The organism is Streptomyces sparsogenes (assembly GCF_001704635.1).
GTDB classification, from domain to species: domain Bacteria; phylum Actinomycetota; class Actinomycetes; order Streptomycetales; family Streptomycetaceae; genus Streptomyces; species Streptomyces sparsogenes.
The window spans coordinates 78,001-95,196 of sequence record NZ_MAXF01000095.1 but is presented as its reverse complement, the minus strand read 5'-3'; the positions used below and the strand labels follow the sequence as shown (position 1 = coordinate 95,196).

The following is a 17,196-nucleotide window of genomic DNA, read 5'->3' as shown; positions in this document are numbered from 1 at the left end:
GGTGGCCGCTCAGGCGTTCGCCCGAGCGACCCGGGCGGCCTGGGCCGCCCGGGCCGTGCCTCAGCTGCCTTCTCGCCGGGCCTTGTCGTCCGGGGCCTGGTCCTGCTTCTGGTCCGGCTGCTTGCCGTCCTGGCTCTGGCCCTTCTTCCCGGCGCCGTTCTCCTGGGCCTTGGCGGCCCGGTCCAGGGCGTCCTTGAGGGCCTGCTGGGCCTTGCCGTAGGCCTCCCAGTCCTGCGGGTCCTTCTTGAGCGCGTCCTGGGCGTCCTCGTACGCCTTCTCGGCGTCCTTCAGGGCCTGCTCCACGGTCGAGTCACCGGCCGGCGGCTTGGCCGTGTCACCACCGCCGCCACCGCCGCCGTTGTCCTGGCCGCCGTTGTCCTGCCCGCCGTCCTGGCCGTCACTCGGGGCGTCCGATGGCTCGCTCTGGCCGAAGACCACGTCCAACGCCTTGCTGAGCGAGCTCTCGAAGGCGGTCTTGTTCCCGTAGCTGACCAGCACCTGCCGCAGCAGCGGAAGGTCGGTACTGGCGCCGCGCAGATAGACCGGTTCGACGTACAGCAGGCCGTCCCCGAGCGGGACGGTGAGCAGATTGCCGTACTCGATCTCCGAATCGCCTCTCTTGAGGATGTTGAGCTTTCCGGCGATCTGGTCATCGGAGTTGAAGTTGGCCTGCACCAACTGAGGGCCTGGCACACCGGTGTCGGACGGCAGTTTGAGGATTCTGATCTTGCCGTAGCTGCTGCTCTCCGAGTCCGCGTCCACCGCCACGAACGCGCCGAGGTTGTCCCGGCCCTTGGGGGTGAGCGTGGTCGTCAGCGAGAAGGTCTGCTCCTTCTGGTCCGGCATCCGCATGCTCAGGTAGTACGGCGGCACGGAGTTGCCCTTGTTGGTCGGGTCGTCCGGGACCTGCCACACCTCACTGCCGCTGTAGAACGTCACCGGATTGGTGACGTGGTAGCGGGTGAGCAGCTCGCGCTGCACCTTGAACAGGTCCTGCGGGTAGCGCAGGTGCTGCATCAGGTCGTCGCTGATCGCGCTCTTCGGCTTGACCGTGCCCGGGAACGCCTTCTTCCAGGTCTTCAGCACCGGGTCCTTGGTGTCCCACTCGTAGAGCGTGACCTTGCCGTCGTAGGCGTCGACGGTCGCCTTCACCGAGTTCCGGATGTAGTTGACCTTGTTCTGCTGCGCGACCACCGACCGCTCGCCGTCGCTGTCGTTGAGCGAGTCGGCCGTCGTGTCGCCCAACGTCGTCCGGGACGCGTACGGATAGCCGTCCGTCGTCGTGTAGGCGTCGATTATCCACTTGATCCGGCCGTCGACCACCGCGGGGTAGGCGTCGCCGTCGATGGTCAGCCACGGCGCGACCGCCTCGACGCGCTCCTTGGGCGTGCGGTTGTACAGGATCCGCGAACCGTCCCCTATGGCCCCGGAGTACAGGATCTGGGGCTCGCTGAAGGTGAGCGCGTAGGCGGCGCGGGTGATCGGGTTGGACAGCTTGACGCCGCTGTCGCCCTGGTAGCGGTAGGTCTTCTCACCCTTGTCGGTGGAGCGGTCGAGCTCCTTCTGCGGTCCGCCGACGATCGAGTACTGGGTGGTCTTCTCGCCGTAGTAGATCCGCTGCTCGTACGGCGGGAGCTGGCCCTTGGCGGGCAGGTCCTCCTCTATGAAGTCCGGCGCGCCGCGCCGGGTCTTGGAGGTCGTGGTGCCCTTGGCCGCGACCACGCCGTACCCATGGGTGTACTTGAAGTGGTCGTTGATCCAGTTGTGCTCGGGGATGCCGCTGGCGTTCAGCTCGCGCAGGCCGATGACGGTGTCCTGCTCCTTGCCGTCCTTGGTCTTGTAGCGGTCCACGTCCAAGGTGTGGGGGAAGCCGTAGTAGTCCTTGACCTTCTGAAGCTGCTGGAAGGTCGGTGAGACCACGTTCGGGTCGAGCAGGCGCAGGCTCGCCGTGGTCTCGGCCTCGGCGCGCAGCTTCTTGCGGTCCGCGTCCTTGGGCGCCTCGCCCTTGTAGTCCGTCACCTCGGAGTCGTCGAGGCCGTACGCCTTGCGCGTGGCCTCGATGTTCTTCTCGATGTACGGCGCTTCCTTGGCCTGCTCGTTGGGCTGGACCTGGAACTTCTGCACGATCGCCGGGTAGAGCCCGCCGATCAGGATCGCCGACAGCACCATCAGGCCGAAGCCGATGACGGGCAGCTGCCAGGTGCGCCGCCACAGCGTGGCGAAGAACAGCACGGCGCAGATCACCGCGATGCAGAACAGGATCGTCTTCGCGGGCAGATAGGCGTGGGCGTCCACATAGCGCAGACCCGTCCAGCTGCTCGTCGCCTTGAAGTCGCTCGACTTCACCGCCAGGCCGTACCGGTCGAGCCAGTACGCCACGGCCTTGAGGGCGACGAAAACGCCCATCAGCACCGACAGATGGCCGGTGGCGGCGCCGGTCGCGCGGGCGCCCGGGCTGGTGACGCGCAGCCCCCCGTACAGGTAGTGCACCAGGGCGGCGGCGACCAGCGACAGCACCGTCGCCGCGAAGCCGAAGCTCAGCAGGAAGCGGTACCAGGGCAGATCGAACGCGTAGAACGACACGTCCTTGTGGAACTGCGGATCCTGCTGGTGGAACGGCACCCCGTTGACCCACAGCAGCCAGGTGCGCCACTGGCCGGACGCGGACGCGCCCGCGATCAGCCCGACCAGGACGGTGACCGCCAGCAGCACCCACTTCTTGTAGGGCGCGATGCCCATGCGGTAGCGGTCCAGGCTCTGCTGCTCCAGCGACATCGCGCTCAGCGGCGGCCGCAGCCGGTGCGCCAGCCAGATGTTGATCCCCACGGCCAGGGCCATCAGGAAGCCGAAGACGAAGAACAGTCCGATCTTGGTCCACAGGGTGGTGGTGAAGACCGAGGAGTAGTGGACCGAGCGGTACCAGAGCCAGTCGGTCCAGTACCCCGCGAACATGACGAAGAGCATGGCCAGCACGGCCAGCACACCCAGGGTCATGAGCAGGGTCCGGGCTCGCCGGGACGGTCGGCCGACTCTGATCCGCGGCCCCGTCGGGCCTCCGCCGCGGTCCGGCATCTGGAAAGCCAAGGTGCGCACCTCGAAGTTCGCTGTCGACTAGAGCGGGTCCGGGCAGTAGGACCCAATGGAGCAACTTACTCAGGCTTTACTCAGTTCCCGTTTCCGGGTCCGATCAGGGCACGATATGACCCATGTCGAACGTTCCCCCGCCCTCCGGGCCCCTGGCCGCCAATCCGCTGACCCGCGCCGTGCTCGAGATCGACGAGTACGCCTCGGGGCTCGGCTGGGACCGCCCGGCCCGCCTCTTCGCCCTCGTCGACACCGCGCGCCTGCGCGAGCAGGAGCCGGGCCTCGCCGCCCAGCTCGGGCTCGACGAGGAGGCCGACGCCACCGCCGCGGCCTCGCTCACCCCCATCGAGCAGGACGAGCTGCCCGCCGGCACCCCCCTGGACGAGTTCCTGGCCACCATCGCCTGGCCCGACGCGGTCACCGGCTGCGCGCTGACCGTCGAGCGCCTGATGCTGCCGCCGTCCGCCGAGGGCTCCGTGCCCGACGGCCTGGACGAGAAGCAGCTCGCCGCGTGGGTCGCGAAGCACCCGGAGCGCCAGGAGGTCCGCATGACGGTCGCGGTGCTGCGGGACGGGTCGCGGGAGGCGGCGGTGCGGCTGCGCGAGAAGGACTCGCCCACCGAGGTGCTCACCGGCGCCGGCCTGGTGCCGGGGCTGGCGGAGGCGCTGTCCGCCACCTTCGCCGAGTGACCGCGGCGGGGCGGTGTGACCGCCCCGCGCTCACCGGACCCGGGAGGCCGGACCCGGGGAGGCAGAGCCCGGGAAACCCGCCCCGGGCCGCCGGGCCGCCGGGCCGCCGGGAGCCGCCGCTCAGCCCTTGGCGCACTTGGGCAGGGCCGCGGTGTCCCCGGCGCGGATCTGCTTCAGCGCCTTCAGCGCCCCGTCGAGGGTGTGCACCTTGACCAGCGTGAGGCCGTCGGGCACATCCGCGGCGGCCGCCTTGCAGTTCTCCTGCGGTGTGAGGAAGTACCGCGCGCCCTCCTTCCGCGCGCCGATGGTCTTCATCTGGATCCCGCCGATCGGGCCGACGAGACCCTTCTCGTCGATCGTGCCCGTGCCCGCGATGAACTTCCCGCCGGTCAGGTCGCCCGGCGACAACCGGTCCACGATCCCCAGCGCGAACATCAGCCCGGCGCTCGGCCCGCCCACGTCCGCCAGCTTGATGTCGATCTTCAGCGGGAAGGTGTAGTCGACCCCGGCCTGGATGCCGACGATCGCCCGGCCGTCCTCCGCCTTCGCGGTGGTGACGGTGACCGTCTTCTGCCGCGTGGGCTCCTGGTTCTTCCGCTCGGCCGCGGCCGCCTCCTTGGCCGGGACGAGCGAGAAGGAGACCTTCTCCCCCGGCTTGTGCTTGGTGATCAGCTTGGCCACGTCCTCGGGCCCGCGCACCGCCGTGCCGTCCACCGCCTTGATCACATCGCCCGCGTGCAGCCGGCCCTGGGCGGGCTTGTCCCGCTGCACCACGGCCACGATCACATGGGACGTGACCTTCTTGCCCAGCGCCCTGAGCGCCGCCACCTTGGCGCTCTCCTGGGACTGGGTGAACTCCTCGGCGTTCTCCTGGCTCACCTCGTCCGGCGTCTTGTCGTCCGGGTAGAGGGTGCTGTGCGGCACCACCACGTCGTCGTGGGCCAGCCAGCCGTAGACCGCCTCGACGAGGTTCATCTTGTACTCGGAGCCGGTGACGCGCACCGTCGTCATGTTCAGATGCCCGCCGGTGCCCTCGCAGCCCTTCTGACCGGAGATCTGCAGCACGCACTCGCCCTGGTGGGTACCCAGCGTGTTGTAGCTCGGCCCCGGCGACATCTCCGCGTACGGCACCGGCATGAGCGCCCCTGCGCAGAGCAGCGCGATCAGCATCAGGAGGGAGGCGAGCATCGTCGCAGTGCGGCGTGGCATGGAACGACAGTACGGGACGCGTGTGTCAGTCCACCGCCCGGGCCGCCCGTCCGAGCCGGCGACGCCTAGGCCGCATCCGAATCGGAATGCGCGCGCTCCATCGCCTCACGGAACCGCGCGTACCCGGCGAGTTCGGCGACGTCCCCGGTCTTGCGGGTGCGCAGGGCCCAGCCCGAATAGAGCACGGCGGCCAACGCGGCGAGAACCGGAATGAGCAACCACAGAAGCACACCCACGGCGGCCTCCCATCCCCTGACACAACCGCGACTGACAGATGAGCAGATTAATCCTCCGCCAGGTCAACGCTCCGGGCAGGGTACGGGTTACGCAATCGGAGGACACCCTTCCGGGTTACCTGCGGCGCTACGCGCCCGCCCGCCCCTTGCCTAAACCCCCACCCGCCCTCCCGTCGCCCGACCACCACCCCTCAACGCGGCGCTACGCGCCCACCCATTCCTCCGTACCGTCCGTGAAGGTCTGGTGCTTCCAGATGGGGACCTCGCTCTTGAGGTCGTCGATCAGGCGGCGGCACGCCTCGAAGGCCTCGGCGCGGTGGGGGCAGGACACCGCCACGACCACCGCCAGGTCCCCCACCGCGAGGTCCCCCACCCGGTGCACCGCGGCGAGCGCCCGCACCGGGAAGTCCGCCGCGACCTTCTCCGCGACCCGGCGCAGCTCCGCCTCGGCGGTGGGGTGGGCGGAGTAGCCGAGGGCGCCCACGTCGGCGCCTCCGTCGTGGTCGCGCACCGTGCCGACGAACAGCGCGGTGCCCCCGGCCGAGGCGTCGCCGACCGCCCCGAACACCTCGTCGACGGACAGGGGGGTGTCACGGATCGCGAGCAGGCGGATCGGATCGGCGGCCGCGAGCTCACCCGGATGGTCGTGCGTACGTCCCATGCGCCCCATCGTGCCCCACCGCGCTCCCTCCGCGGAATACCGGATCGCGGAACGCGGCTTCCGCTCAGGCCCTGCGGCGCGCCTTACGGGCGCGGCGGACGATCGCCGCGGTGCCCACCAGGGCCACCGTGGCGCCGGCGGCGCCCAGCGTGGTGGCGTCCTTGCGGCCGAGCCGCCGCCCGGCGAGCGTGTGGCGGCCGGAGACCTCCTCCAGCAGCTCGGCGAGGACCTCCTCGTTCGTCCACCGCGGCCGCCAGCCCGCCTCGTGCAGCCTGCTGCCGCTGACCGCCCAGGGGTGCATGGTGTACGCCAGGTCGCCCGCCGGGGACGGGGTGAGGCCCAGCCGGTGCAGCCGGGAGGCCGCGCCCAGCGCGACCGCCGAGGGCAGCTCCATGCGCCGGATGCCCGACAGCTCCTCGACCTCCTCCTGCTCCAGCCAGCCGTCGCAGCCGACCGCCAGCTCGCCCTCGGCCTTCTCCAGGGCGGCGTACTCCAGCGCGCTGACCAGGTCCTCGACATGGCAGAACTGCCAGGTGGGCCGGGAGCCGGCGACCACCAGGAGGCGCGGTGACTCGAAGTAGCGGGTGAGCGCGGTGTCGGTGCCGCCGACCAGGATGGCGGGGCGTACGACGGTGACGTTCAGGCCGGGGTGGGCCCGGGGCGCCCGCTCGGCGAGCCGCTCGATCTCCAGCAGGTCCCCCACGCCGGTGGCCTCCGCCGTGGCGCGCAGCTCGGCGTCCTCGGCGAGCGGCACGTCGTTGTCGGGCAGCGCCCCGTAGACCATCGCGGAGGTGCACAGCACCACGCGGCGCACCCCGGCGGCCGCGGCGGCGGTCAGGACGGTCTGGGTGCCGCGCACGTTGTAGGCCGTACGGGCGGCCGGGTCGGTGCCCAGGTCGAGGTCGACGGCCAGGTGGACGACGACGTCGGCGCCGCGCAGCTTCTCCGCGATGGCCGGATCGCGCACGTCCAGGACGTGCCATTGCGCCTCGGTCACATCGCCGCGGCGCTCGTCGATGGCCAGGACGTGCTTGATCTCGTCGGATTCGGCGAGCCGCTGCGTGAGCAGGGCTCCGGCGCCCGACGCGGCGCCGGTGACCGCGACGACAGGGCGTCGTGCGGTGCGCGGCGTATCGTTTCGCGCTGCGCGAACTTCTCGGTCTGGGGAACTCACCGGGCGTCTCCAGCGGTTGTCTTCAGTACGCAGCGCACTGACGCATACGTACCAGGTGACGTCCATCCTGCCGCAGGCCCGCTATCAGCGAAGCACCGAGCCCGCAAACCGGCGAGGTGTCTAGGCTGGGTGGTGATGCAAGGGCATTCGCCGCCGGCCCGGGCCGGCGGCCCTACGAGCCGAGGGAACCCGTGAGTGACACCCCATTCGGATTCGGCCTCCCGCCGGAGGAGCCGGACGACGGCGACGACGGCAAGAAGAAGGGCGGCCACGGCGGCAGTCAGGGCCCCGCGAATCCGTTCGGGTTCGGCGCGGGCGGCCCGGGCGGGGAGAACCCGTTCGCGGCGATGTTCGGGTCGCTGAACCCGAGCGACCTGGGCGCGGCCTTCCAGCAGCTGGGCCAGATGCTCTCCTATGAGGGCGGCCCGGTGAACTGGGACATGGCCAAGGACATCGCCCGGCAGACGGTCGCGCGCGGCACCGCCGACGGCACCAAGGACGCGAGCGTCGGCCCCGCCGAGCGCGCCGCGGTCCAGGAGGCGCTCCGCCTCGCCGACCTGTGGCTGGACGGCGTCACCTCGCTGCCCTCGGGCTCGGGCACGGCGGTGGCCTGGAGCCGCGCCGAGTGGGTCGAGGCGACGCTGCCGGTGTGGAAGGACCTGGTGGACCCGGTCGCCGAGCGGGTCGGCGCCGCCATGGGCGATGTGCTCCCCGAGGAGATGCAGGCCATGGCCGGCCCGCTGCTCGGGATGATGCGCTCCATGGGCGGCGCGATGTTCGGCACCCAGATCGGGCAGGCGGTGGGCGTGCTGGCCGGCGAGGTCGTGGGCTCCACGGACATCGGGCTGCCGCTGGGCCCCGCCGGCAAGGCGGCCCTGCTCCCGGTCAACATCGCGGCGTTCGGCTCCGGCCTCGGCGTCCCCGAGGAGGAGGTCCGGCTGTACCTGGCGCTGCGCGAGGCCGCCCATCAGCGGCTGTTCGCGCATGTGCCGTGGCTGCGCTCGCACCTGTTCGGCGCGGTCGAGGGGTACGCCCGGGGGATCAAGGTCGACACGGCGAAGCTGGAGGACGCGGTCGGCCAGCTGGACCCGACCCACCCCGAGCAGCTTCAGGAGGCCCTGCAGCAGGGCATGTTCCAGCCGGAGGACACCCCGGCCCAGAAGGCCGCGCTGGCCCGTCTGGAGACCGCTCTGGCGCTCGTCGAGGGCTGGGTGGACGCCGTGGTGCACGCCGCCGCCGCGCCCCACCTGCCGTCCGCCGACGCCCTGCGCGAGACGCTGCGGCGGCGCCGGGCGAGCGGTGGCCCCGCCGAGCAGACCTTCGCCACGCTGATCGGCCTGGAGCTGCGGCCGCGGCGGCTGCGCGACGCCGCGCGGCTGTGGGCCTCGCTGACCGACGCGCGCGGCCTGGACGGGCGCGATGGGCTGTGGGCGCACCCCGACATGCTGCCGACCGCCGACGACCTCGACGACCCCGACGGCTTCGTCCACCGCGAGCAGCTGGACTTCTCCGAGCTGGACAAGATGCTCGGCGAGGCCGCGGGCGGAGAAGCCGCGGAGGGTGAGAAGGGCGGCGACAAGGGCCGTGACAAGGGCGGCGAGGAAGACGGCGGCAAGGGCGAGACCGGCCGGTGAGTCTCCACGAGGACGCGGCGCGGGTGCTGCGCGAGTGGCCCGCGCCGGACGCCGCCCAGGACCGGCTGCGGCTGGAGTACGGCGACCACCTGGCCACGTACCCGGACGGCGTGTGGAAGGCGTGCCGGGACGGGCACATCACGGCCAGCGCGCTGGTGATCGACCCGTCCCGGGGCCGCGTGCTGCTCACACTCCACCGCAAGTTGAAGATGTGGCTCCAGATGGGCGGCCACTGCGAGCCCGAGGACGCCACCTTGGCGGACGCGGCGCTGCGCGAGGCCACGGAGGAGTCCGGCATCGAGGGGCTGACGCTGCTGCCGGCCGGCCCGGTGCGCCTCGACCGCCATCTGACGCCGTGCGCCTGGCATCTGGATGTGCAGTACGCGGCGCTGGCCCCGCGGGACGCGGTGGCGGCGATCAGCGAGGAGTCGCTGGACCTGCGCTGGTTCGGCTACGACGAGGTGGCGGGCGTGGCCGACGGCTCGGTCGCCCGCCTGGTGACCCGTACCCGCGCGCTGGTGTGAGGGAGGCGCGCGGGTACGGCAGACCCGGCCGGCAGGGTGGGCGGCAGCGGCCGTCGGCCGGGCTCAGTTGCTGAAGATGTTGCCCTGGTTCTGCCCGCGGGCGCCCTGCTGGCCCATGCCGAACTGTGCGGCCGCCCCGCCGCCGATCACCGCGTTCTGCGGCGGCAGCAGCTCGCTGGGCTGCACCAGCGCGTAGCCCTGGCCGAGGAAGCTGAGCTCCCAGCCCTCCCCCGTGTTGCCGCGGCGCCGCCACACGCCGCTGGAGTGCGTCTGGGCCTGCATCTGGACCCGCAGCGAGGTGGACCAGGCGACGATGGCGTCCGCGTCCACGTTGACGTACTTGTCGGGAGTGACCTGGAGCATCAGCGGCTGTCCCGAGGTCATCAGGGCGACCTTGCCGTGGCCCGAGATGTTGAGGTTGTACTTCCCGGAGCCGGAGATGCCGTACTGGCTGTCGACCGCGATCGACTCCCAGTGCAGGGTGGAGTCGAGGGCGAGCACATAGGCGCTGTCGACGGTCAGCCCGTCGTGGTCCACGTCCACGATGTGCACGTGCTGGGCCAGGTTGGCCAGGTAGACCGTGCCCTGGCCGGAGCAGCGCATCAGGTCGAGCGCCTCGCCGGTGCGGGCGCGGGCGCGCTGCTGCCCCTGCGTCTGGTACTCGCCGTCGAACTCGATCAGCCCCTGGTAGGCGACCATGCTGCCCTTGCGGGCGAGCACGTCCTGGTGGCCTTCGAGGGCGACCCGCAGCAGCTGCGGGTTCTGGAGCGCGTAGCGGTCCTGGGTCTGGGTCTCGGTGAAGCCGAAAAGCGGGCTCTGCATGATGTCTTCGCTCCCCCTCAGCCCCGGGCCCGGAGCCGGTCAGTGCTGTCCTCGCTGGGCTGGACGACCACGAAGCCCTGCCCGGAGAAGCCGAGCTGGTAGGCCTCGCCGCTGCCCCGGCCGATCAGGGACGACGCCTTGAAGCTGCGCTTCCCCTTGACCTTGAGGTTGGTGGACCAGGCGACGAGCGCGTCGGGGTCGACATAGGTCTCGTCCTCGCCGCGGCCGCAGTCGACGACGATCGGGGTGCCGCGGGAGGTCAGGGCGACCCAGCCGGTGCCGGAGACGCCCACGTTGAACAGGCCCTGCCCGGCGAACTTGGCGATGCCCTTGACCCGCTCCACGCCCCACTGGAGGTGGGCGTCGAAGGCGAGCAGATTGGTCCCGTTGACCGACAGGGAGTCGCCGTTCAGGTTGACGCACACCACGTCCGCGCCGTAGTCGGCGAGGTAGAGCAGGCCGTCGCCGCTGCACCGCATGAGCGGGGCGCCCTCGCCGGTGAGCCACTGGGAGGCCATCTGGCGCACCGCGGGCGGGTTGGGCTCGTACTGGACGAAGCCCTCGTAGGCGACCATCGAGCCGGTGCGGGCGAAGAGGTCCTGGCCGCTTTGCATGGCGACCTTGAGCATGCTGCTGCCGTGGTTCTCCATCCGGGCGGAGACCGGGGCCGGCGCGTAACCGGTGATCAGTTGCTGGTCCATGGCGGTCCCTTTAGACCTCGTAGGGCTGGACGACGATGAAGTTGCCGGGCGCACCGCGGAACTGGAGGTTCACGGTCTCCCCGCTGTGGCCGGGGTAGGCGTTGCGGCGCAGCCGCACCTGGCTGGAGATGATCACCTGCGAGGCGGCGGACCAGGCGACGATGGCGTTGGAGTCGGCGAAGGTCGTCGGGGTGACCGGCAGCACGACGGGCGTCCCGTGGGTCTTCACGACGACCGTGCCGGTGCCCTGGAACTGCATGGTGAACAGCGCGCCGCCGGGGATCCCGTGGCCCTCGATCCGGCGCACCTCGTGGTGCAGCCCCTCGTCGAAGGCCAGCACGCTCTCGGCGGACACGCAGATCGCGTCGCCCTGTAGCTCGATCGGGTGAAGTTCGGCGGCGTTCTCCGCGAGGAAGACCTGGCCCTGGCCGGAGCAGCGCATCAGCTGCATCTCCTGGCCGGTGGCGTTGCCCACGATCCGGCCGCGGAAGCCCGCGCCCTTGTAGCTGAAGTCGACCTTGCCCTGGTAGAGCACCATCGAGCCCTGGCGGGCGAGGAACGGCTGACCGCCGACGCCGAGGTCGGCCCGGATGAGCCGGGGGTTCTGCGGCGTCCAGCGCTGGCCGGTGGGCGCCTCCCGGTACTTGGCGAGCGCGGCCTGGACGCCGGGGGCGGCGCCGCCCTGCGGCTGGCCTGGTTGACCGTACGGGCTCGCGGGCGGCTGGCCGTACGGGCTGGCTGGCGGCTGGCCGGGCTGACCGTAGGGGGCCGGGGCGGGCTGTCCGTACGGGGCGGGGGGCGTCTGGCCGTACGGGGCGGGGGCGGGGGGCGTCTGGGCCGGTGGCCGGCCGAACTGCGGCTGCTGGCCGGGGAACTGACCCGGCTGGCCCGGCTGACCGGGCGGCGGCACCTGGCCGGGGGGCGCGATCGGCGCGGCGATCGTCGGCGCCCCGTGCACCTGCGGCGCGGCGGGGGCCGAAGGCGGGGGCGTGCTGCCGGGCGGCGGCGCGAAGCCCTGCGCGGGCGCGGGCTGCGGGGCCTGCGGCGCGGCGGGGGCCGGGGCCGCGCCCGCCGGAGGCGCGAAGCCCGGCGCGGCGGCGGCCTGGCCGGGGGGCGCGAAACCGGGGGCAGCGCCCTGGGCCGGGGCCGGGGCGGGCTCCTCCTCCGCGACCTCCCCACCGAAGTTCCTGAGCAGCGCCTCCAGGCCGCCGTCGAAACCCTGGCCGACCGCGGCGAACCGCCACACGTCCTTGAGGTAGAAGTCGCCGAGCATCACGGCGCGCTCGGTGCTGAACTCCGCCCCGGTGAAGGAGTACCGGACGACCTCCTCGCCGCCCGCGACGACCCGGATGTAGCCGGGGCCGACCTGGGACATCTGGCCCGCGCCGTCGAGGGTGGCCGTGAAGGAGAGCTTGTGGATGTGGGACGGGATGCGGTCGAGGGTGACGCGGAACGACTCGGTGTCCCCGGCCTGCGGGCCGAGCTGCTGGATCGCTTCCTCGGGGGACTTGGGCTGGTTGAAGAAGATGAAATAGCGGTCGTCGGAGAGCCGCTCGTCCGCGTCGAGGCCGAAGCAGCTGATGTCGAAGGTCAGCCCGGGCCCGGCGATCTGCACGCCGACGTACAGGTCCCTCCCCGCCGTCAGATCACTGAGCTTGGCCTTGTGGCCGCGTTGGAATTCCCTGGCCATACGTAACGACCGTCCCCCATCCCGATAGCGGAGAATGCATTGCGCGCCAGGCTAACCGCTGCCGCTGAGAAGGAGCGACGCCGGGGAGCGGGGTGTGGTTCCGGTGTCTGCTCGGCCGGGCCTGCTCGGCCGGTGTCTGCTCGGCCGGGCCTGCTCGGCCGGTGTCCACTCGGCCGGTGTCCACTCGGCCGGTGTCTACTCGGCCGGGGCCGGGGAGAGGTGCGGCAGCCGTGCGGCGGCCACCACGCCCTCCAGGTACCCCCGGGCCCGCTCGGTCCGCGGATACGACTCGAGGAGCCGCCAGAAGCGCGGGCCGTGACCGGGCACCAGCAGATGGGCGAGCTCGTGGACGAGGACGTAGTCCACCACGTACTCCGGCATCCCCTGCAGCCGGTGCGAGAGCCGGATGCTGCCCTCGGACGGGGTGCACGACCCCCAGCGGGTGTTCTGGTTGGTGACCCAGCGAACGCTGACGGGGCGGGCCCGGCCGCCCAGGTACTGCTCGGACAGCCACTCGGCGCGGGCCGCGAGCTCCGCGTCGCCGAGCATCCGCTTGCTCTCCTGCGCGGCGAGCTTGTCGAGCATGACCCGCACCCAGCGCTGCTCCTCCGCCTCGGACATCCGGGCGGGGATCAGGACGATGGTGCGGTCCCCCTCGCGGTAGGCCGAGACCGTCCTGCGGCGCCGCGTGCTCCGGCGGACCTCGACCGCGCCCGGGCCCCGGCCCAGCGGGCCCGGGACGCCGCGCGGGGGTCTGGCGGCGCCGTGCGGGGGCCTGGCGGCGCTGTGGGGCGGGGTCTCCCCGGCGAGGCTGGCGGAACGGTCGGCGGACACGCCTTGACGTTACCCGCTCGCACCCGGGGAAGTCCTGCCGCGCACCGGGGCACGGGGCGAACACGCCCCGGTAGTCGCCGCTTGTACGACTATCGCCGTCGCCTGTGGACAACTTTCGGCGGCGGCGGGGCGGGGCGCGCATGCTGGGGTCAGTTCGGCGCTGGGACCGGCCAGGGCGCCGGGACCGGGATCGGACCGGCGCGCCCGGGACCGGCAGGGCGCCGGGATGGGGACAGGGGGATCCATGACGGGGTGGCTCGATGACGGGGGTGGTGATGCATCCGATGCTCAAGCCCGCGCTGCGGCGCGGCTGGCGGAGCCGGGACACCGTGCAGTTCGGGGTGGCCCGGGCCCATGCGGTGGTGCTGGGGCCGGTGGACACGGCGACGGGCAGCTTTCTGGAGCTGCTGGACGGCACGCGCGGTATGCCGCTGCTCCGCCAGGAGGCCAGGGCCCTGGGATTGCCCGAGGGGCGGGCCGACGCTCTGGTGGACCGGCTGACGGCGGCCGGGCTGCTCGACGACCCGGTGGAGGGCGCCGAGCGGGCGGCCGCCGCCTGGGGCCGTGGTGCGGCCCTCGACCGGCTGCGGCCCGATCTGGCGGCGCTGTCGGTGCTGTGTCCCGAGCCGGGGGCCGCGGCGCGGCTGTTGGCGACGCGCGGCGCGATGCGCGTGCAGGTGAGGGGCGCGGGCCGGGTCGGGGCGGCGGTGGCGGCGCTGTTGTCGGCCTCGGGGGTAGGTCAGGTCGATGTGGTGGACGGCGGCCGTGTCGAGCCGTGGGATGTGATGCCGGGCGGGCTGCCGGCCGAGCGGATCGGGGAGCGTCGGGACGCGGCGGCGCGCGGGCTGGTGCGGCGGTCCGCGCCGGGCCCGCGGCCGCGCCGGCCGGCGGCGGAGGCCGCGGGGTCCGGTTCGGGGTCCGCGCCGTCCGCGGGGTTCGTGTCGGGGTCCGCGCGGTCCGGTTCGGGGTCCTCCGGGGAGCCGGGGCTGACCCTGGTGGTGATCGCCCCGCGCGACGGACTCGCGGCATACGCGCCGGACCCGGAGGAGGCCGAGCCGCTGCTGGCCTCGGGCACGCCTCATCTGTACGCGGGGGTCCTGGAGGCCACGGGCGTGCTGGGTCCGCTGGTGCTGCCGGGGATCACCCCGTGCGCGGGATGCGCCGCCGCGGGGCGCGCCGAGCGGGAGCCGACCTGGCCCAGGATGCTCGCGCAGTGGCGGTCCGGCCGCCGCCGGGCCGGCTGGGCCTGCGACGCCGCCTTGGCCACGGTGGTCGCGGGGGTCACGGCCGCGCATGCGCTGGGATATCTGGACGGGCGGCTGCCGCCCAGCGCCGGAGCCCGGCTGGAGGCGGCGCTGCCGTCTCTCGCCTGGGAGACGCGGCGGATCGAGCCCCATCCGGCATGCCGCTGCGGGGCGGCCGGGCGGACTGATGCGGTATATGCCTCGGTTGTCGAAGCGCCGCACGCCACAATGGCCGGGTGACCGACGTCCGCCAAGTGGGCGACGGGGGTCCGGGGGTCACCCCCGGGAATGGCTCAGCTGTAGTTGGAGGGGCGCATGTCCGATCTGCCGCGCAAGGCGATCACCCGTACCGCCAAGCTGGCGACGCTGCCCTTGGGATTCGCCGGGCGCGCCACCTGGGGGCTCGGGAAGCGGATAGGGGGGCGACCGGCCGAGATCGTCGCGCGTGAGGTGCAGCAGCGCACCGCCGAGCAGATGTTCAAGGTGCTCGGCGAGCTCAAGGGCGGGGCGATGAAGCTCGGACAGGCCATGTCGGTCTTCGAGTCGGCGCTGCCGGAAGAGATCGCCAAACCGTATCGGGCGGCGCTGACCAAGCTCCAGGAAGCGGCGCCGCCCATGCCGACCCGCACGGTGCACGCGGCGCTGGAGCAGCGGCTGGGGGCGGACTGGCGGGAGCTGTTCGTCGAGTTCGACGACAAGCCCGCGGCGTCCGCCTCGATCGGGCAGGTGCACCGGGCGGTGTGGCACGACGGGCGCGGTGTCGCCGTCAAGGTGCAGTACCCGGGCGCGGGCGAGGCACTGATCTCCGACCTGAACCAATTGAGTCGGTTTGCCCGGGTTTTGGGGCCGCTGGTGCCGGGCCTTGACGTCAAGCCGCTGATCGCCGAGCTGCGCGACCGGGTGTCGGAGGAGCTGGACTACGAGCTGGAGGCCGAGGCCCAGCGCATCCACGCGGAGGAGTACGCCAACGATCCGGATGTGGTGGTCCCGCAGGTGGTGCACCAGAGCGATCAGGTGCTGATCACGGAATGGCTGGACGGGATACCGCTCTCCGAGGTGATAGCCGAGGGCGGACCCGAGCAGCGGGACCGGGCCGGACAGCTGCTCGCGCGCTTCCTGTTCTCGGGCGCCTCCCGCACCGGGCTGCTGCACGCCGACCCGCACCCGGGCAACTTCCGGCTGCTGACCGGCGACGCCCCGGACGGGCCGCCGGAGAAGTGGAAGCTGGGGGTCCTGGACTTCGGTTCGGTGGACCGCCTCCCGGACGGGCTCCCCGAGCCCATCGGCATCGCGCTGCGGATGGCGCTGGCTGGGGACGCCGAGGGGGTCTATGAGCTGTTGCGCGGCGAGGGGTTCGTGAAGCCGACCATCGAGCTCGATCCGGAAGCGCTGCTGGACTTCCTGCTGCCGATGCTGGAGCCGGCCCAGGTGGAGGAGTTCACGTTCGACCGGCAGTGGCTGCGGCGCCAGGCGGCGCGGGTGGCGGATCGCCGCTCGCCGGTCTACGAGCTGGGCAATCAGCTCAATCTGCCGCCCGCCTATCTGCTCATCCACCGCGTGTGCCTGAGCACGATAGGGGTGCTGTGCCAGTTGGGCGCGGAGGTGCGGCTGCGCGATGAACTCGAGGACTGGGTGCCCGGCTTCCTCGAGCCGGAAGATGAGGCAGCAGAGGTGGACGAGGCGGAAGAGGCAGCGGTAGAGGCGGAAGAGGCGGCGGTGGAGGCGGCCGATGGGAAGCCCGAGAAGGCGGCCGAAGCATCTGCCTGACGGGCGGCCTCCCGCGGCGGACAGCCGAAGGGGGCCGGCCCCTTCGGACCGGCCCCCGGTGATTCCCTCTTGCCCCCCTTTACCGCGTGACGACTGTCACGGCGTGACGGCTGTCACCCCGCGACCGCCGTCATCGCGGGGCCACCGTCACCACGTGACGGCTGTCACTGCATGACCGCCATGGCCAGGGCGCGGCGGGCGCGGAGCGAGGCGCGCTCCGCGCGGCGCTGCATCCGCCGGGCGGCGGCCAGCCGGAGGGCCCTGCGTTGAGACTCGGCCTCGTGGAGTCGTTCGTGCATATGCGCACGGGCCAGGGCTTCTGGGATGAGTTGCATTTCACGGGTCCTGTTCTGGCGCGACTCGGTCGCACCGGAGGTGTCGCGGGCTGGGTTCTCGGAGACGGATGGGGTCATCGTCGGGACCTGCTTCATCGGGTCGTGCGTCGCTGGGCGATCGATCGTTCCGGGGGTGTTCATGCCACAACCGGGTTCTTGCGCGGGCGACCACGCGGCCGCTTCCGGGCGACGACCACACCCTGGATGAAGAGCTCGCCACCCCAGACGCCCCAGGGCTCACGGCGGTCCTTGGCCCCGGCGAGACAGGCCTCGCGCAGCGGGCAGGTCTGGCAGAGCGACTTGGCGTACTCGACGTCGGCCGGCGACTCGGCGAAGAAGACCTCCGGGTCGTAGGAGCGGCACGGCACGGCCACACCGAGGTTGTCGATGGCCTCATCCAGTTCGGTGAGGGCGGTGAGCGGGCTCAAGGAGTCCTCCGAGGGGTCAGGCGGGGGGATCAGGTCGGTGGCTACGGACGGGGTGTGTGCCTTGAGTTGCACGGTCGTCTGTTCCTCGTCTTTTCGGTCCGGCGGTGGCCGGGCGCTGGCAAATCAAAAGGGCCGCGGATCCCGATGTGGGTTCCGCGGCCCTG

The 17,196-nt window shown here is 72.2% G+C and carries 16 protein-coding genes; 5 read left to right on the top strand and 11 right to left on the bottom strand.

Annotated elements, in window-relative coordinates:
* Positions 1-60 precede the first annotated feature (60 nt).
* Positions 61-3,072 carry a UPF0182 family membrane protein gene (locus tag BBH68_RS19515; protein WP_245738139.1) on the bottom strand — a complete coding sequence of 1,004 codons (3,012 nt, stop codon included), beginning with the start codon at positions 3,070-3,072 and terminating at the stop codon, positions 61-63.
* 134 nt (positions 3,073-3,206) lie between these two features.
* Here BBH68_RS19515 and BBH68_RS19510 point away from each other — a divergent pair, with 134 nt between their 5' ends.
* Positions 3,207-3,773, top strand: coding sequence for a PPA1309 family protein (locus BBH68_RS19510; protein WP_065964221.1), 567 nt, complete (start codon positions 3,207-3,209; stop codon positions 3,771-3,773).
* Between the two features lie 120 nt (positions 3,774-3,893).
* Here the strand turns inward: BBH68_RS19510 and BBH68_RS19505 are convergent, their stop codons facing one another.
* From BBH68_RS19505 to BBH68_RS19495, 4 genes are all read right to left on the bottom strand, one after another.
* On the bottom strand, positions 3,894-4,982 hold the full coding sequence (locus tag BBH68_RS19505; RefSeq protein ID WP_076970772.1) for a YlbL family protein: 1,089 nt from the start codon (positions 4,980-4,982) through the stop codon (positions 3,894-3,896).
* Between the two features lie 65 nt (positions 4,983-5,047).
* Positions 5,048-5,218 carry a hypothetical protein gene (locus BBH68_RS42020; protein ID WP_170066578.1) on the bottom strand — a complete coding sequence of 57 codons (171 nt, stop codon included), beginning with the start codon at positions 5,216-5,218 and terminating at the stop codon, positions 5,048-5,050.
* Between the two features lie 202 nt (positions 5,219-5,420).
* Entirely contained in the window at positions 5,421-5,879 is a 459-nt protein-coding gene (locus tag BBH68_RS19500; protein ID WP_065964214.1) for a molybdenum cofactor biosynthesis protein MoaE, read from the bottom strand.
* A 64-nt stretch (positions 5,880-5,943) separates the two neighbouring features.
* On the bottom strand, positions 5,944-7,053 hold the full coding sequence (locus tag BBH68_RS19495; protein WP_065964212.1) for an SDR family oxidoreductase: 1,110 nt from the start codon (positions 7,051-7,053) through the stop codon (positions 5,944-5,946).
* Positions 7,054-7,244: 191 nt separating this feature from the next.
* Between BBH68_RS19495 and BBH68_RS19490 the strand changes: the two genes are divergently transcribed.
* Entirely contained in the window at positions 7,245-8,687 is a 1,443-nt protein-coding gene (locus BBH68_RS19490) for a zinc-dependent metalloprotease (protein ID WP_065964210.1), read from the top strand.
* Positions 8,684-9,211 (top strand): NUDIX hydrolase, encoded by a 528-nt coding sequence (locus BBH68_RS19485; RefSeq protein WP_065964208.1) that lies wholly within the window; start codon positions 8,684-8,686, stop codon positions 9,209-9,211. Before BBH68_RS19490 ends, BBH68_RS19485 begins: the two co-directional genes overlap by 4 nt.
* 63 nt (positions 9,212-9,274) lie before the next feature.
* Here BBH68_RS19485 and BBH68_RS19480 read toward each other — a convergent pair whose 3' ends face one another.
* From BBH68_RS19480 to BBH68_RS19465, 4 genes are all read right to left on the bottom strand, one after another.
* Positions 9,275-10,033 (bottom strand): AIM24 family protein, encoded by a 759-nt coding sequence (locus tag BBH68_RS19480; RefSeq protein ID WP_065964206.1) that lies wholly within the window; start codon positions 10,031-10,033, stop codon positions 9,275-9,277.
* 17 nt (positions 10,034-10,050) lie between these two features.
* Positions 10,051-10,734 carry an AIM24 family protein gene (locus BBH68_RS19475; RefSeq protein ID WP_065964202.1) on the bottom strand — a complete coding sequence of 228 codons (684 nt, stop codon included), beginning with the start codon at positions 10,732-10,734 and terminating at the stop codon, positions 10,051-10,053.
* Positions 10,735-10,744: 10 nt separating this feature from the next.
* Positions 10,745-12,424, bottom strand: coding sequence for a TerD family protein (locus BBH68_RS19470; protein ID WP_065964201.1), 1,680 nt, complete (start codon positions 12,422-12,424; stop codon positions 10,745-10,747).
* Positions 12,425-12,619: 195 nt separating this feature from the next.
* Positions 12,620-13,258: a M48 metallopeptidase family protein gene (locus tag BBH68_RS19465; RefSeq protein WP_065964200.1), complete on the bottom strand. Its 639-nt coding sequence runs from the start codon at positions 13,256-13,258 to the stop codon at positions 12,620-12,622.
* A gap of 275 nt (positions 13,259-13,533) precedes the next feature.
* Here BBH68_RS19465 and BBH68_RS19460 point away from each other — a divergent pair, with 275 nt between their 5' ends.
* Together BBH68_RS19460 and BBH68_RS19455 are read left to right on the top strand one after the other, a co-directional pair.
* The gene (locus BBH68_RS19460) at positions 13,534-14,742 is read left to right on the top strand and encodes a ThiF family adenylyltransferase (RefSeq protein ID WP_065964397.1); all 1,209 of its coding nucleotides are present in this window, start codon (positions 13,534-13,536) and stop codon (positions 14,740-14,742) included.
* 75 nt (positions 14,743-14,817) lie between these two features.
* Positions 14,818-16,269, top strand: a complete 1,452-nt coding sequence (locus tag BBH68_RS19455; RefSeq protein WP_065964199.1) for an ABC1 kinase family protein — start codon at positions 14,818-14,820, stop codon at positions 16,267-16,269.
* A 164-nt stretch (positions 16,270-16,433) separates the two neighbouring features.
* Here BBH68_RS19455 and BBH68_RS19450 read toward each other — a convergent pair whose 3' ends face one another.
* Together BBH68_RS19450 and BBH68_RS19445 are read right to left on the bottom strand one after the other, a co-directional pair.
* Complete coding sequence (locus BBH68_RS19450; RefSeq protein WP_065964195.1) at positions 16,434-16,745, bottom strand: hypothetical protein; 312 nt, start codon at positions 16,743-16,745, stop codon at positions 16,434-16,436.
* On the bottom strand, positions 16,742-17,104 hold the full coding sequence (locus BBH68_RS19445; protein WP_065964194.1) for a WhiB family transcriptional regulator: 363 nt from the start codon (positions 17,102-17,104) through the stop codon (positions 16,742-16,744). Before BBH68_RS19445 ends, BBH68_RS19450 begins: the two co-directional genes overlap by 4 nt.
* Between the last annotated feature and the right edge of the window lie 92 nt (positions 17,105-17,196).

What these genes read in the sequence shown, in the direction of transcription:
- BBH68_RS19500 (WP_065964214.1), bottom strand. Translation starts at nt 5,879, where the DNA reads ATGGGACGTACGCACGACCATCCGGGTGAGCTCGCGGCCGCCGATCCG.
- BBH68_RS19480 (WP_065964206.1), bottom strand. Translation starts at nt 10,033, where the DNA reads ATGCAGAGCCCGCTTTTCGGCTTCACCGAGACCCAGACCCAGGACCGC.
- BBH68_RS19460 (WP_065964397.1), top strand. Translation starts at nt 13,534, where the DNA reads ATGCATCCGATGCTCAAGCCCGCGCTGCGGCGCGGCTGGCGGAGCCGG.
- BBH68_RS19475 (WP_065964202.1), bottom strand. Translation starts at nt 10,734, where the DNA reads ATGGACCAGCAACTGATCACCGGTTACGCGCCGGCCCCGGTCTCCGCC.
- BBH68_RS19505 (WP_076970772.1), bottom strand. Translation starts at nt 4,982, where the DNA reads ATGCCACGCCGCACTGCGACGATGCTCGCCTCCCTCCTGATGCTGATC.
- BBH68_RS19450 (WP_065964195.1), bottom strand. Translation starts at nt 16,745, where the DNA reads ATGAACACCCCCGGAACGATCGATCGCCCAGCGACGCACGACCCGATG.
- BBH68_RS19470 (WP_065964201.1), bottom strand. Translation starts at nt 12,424, where the DNA reads ATGGCCAGGGAATTCCAACGCGGCCACAAGGCCAAGCTCAGTGATCTG.
- BBH68_RS19455 (WP_065964199.1), top strand. Translation starts at nt 14,818, where the DNA reads ATGTCCGATCTGCCGCGCAAGGCGATCACCCGTACCGCCAAGCTGGCG.
- BBH68_RS19510 (WP_065964221.1), top strand. Translation starts at nt 3,207, where the DNA reads ATGTCGAACGTTCCCCCGCCCTCCGGGCCCCTGGCCGCCAATCCGCTG.
- BBH68_RS19515 (WP_245738139.1), bottom strand. Translation starts at nt 3,072, where the DNA reads ATGCCGGACCGCGGCGGAGGCCCGACGGGGCCGCGGATCAGAGTCGGC.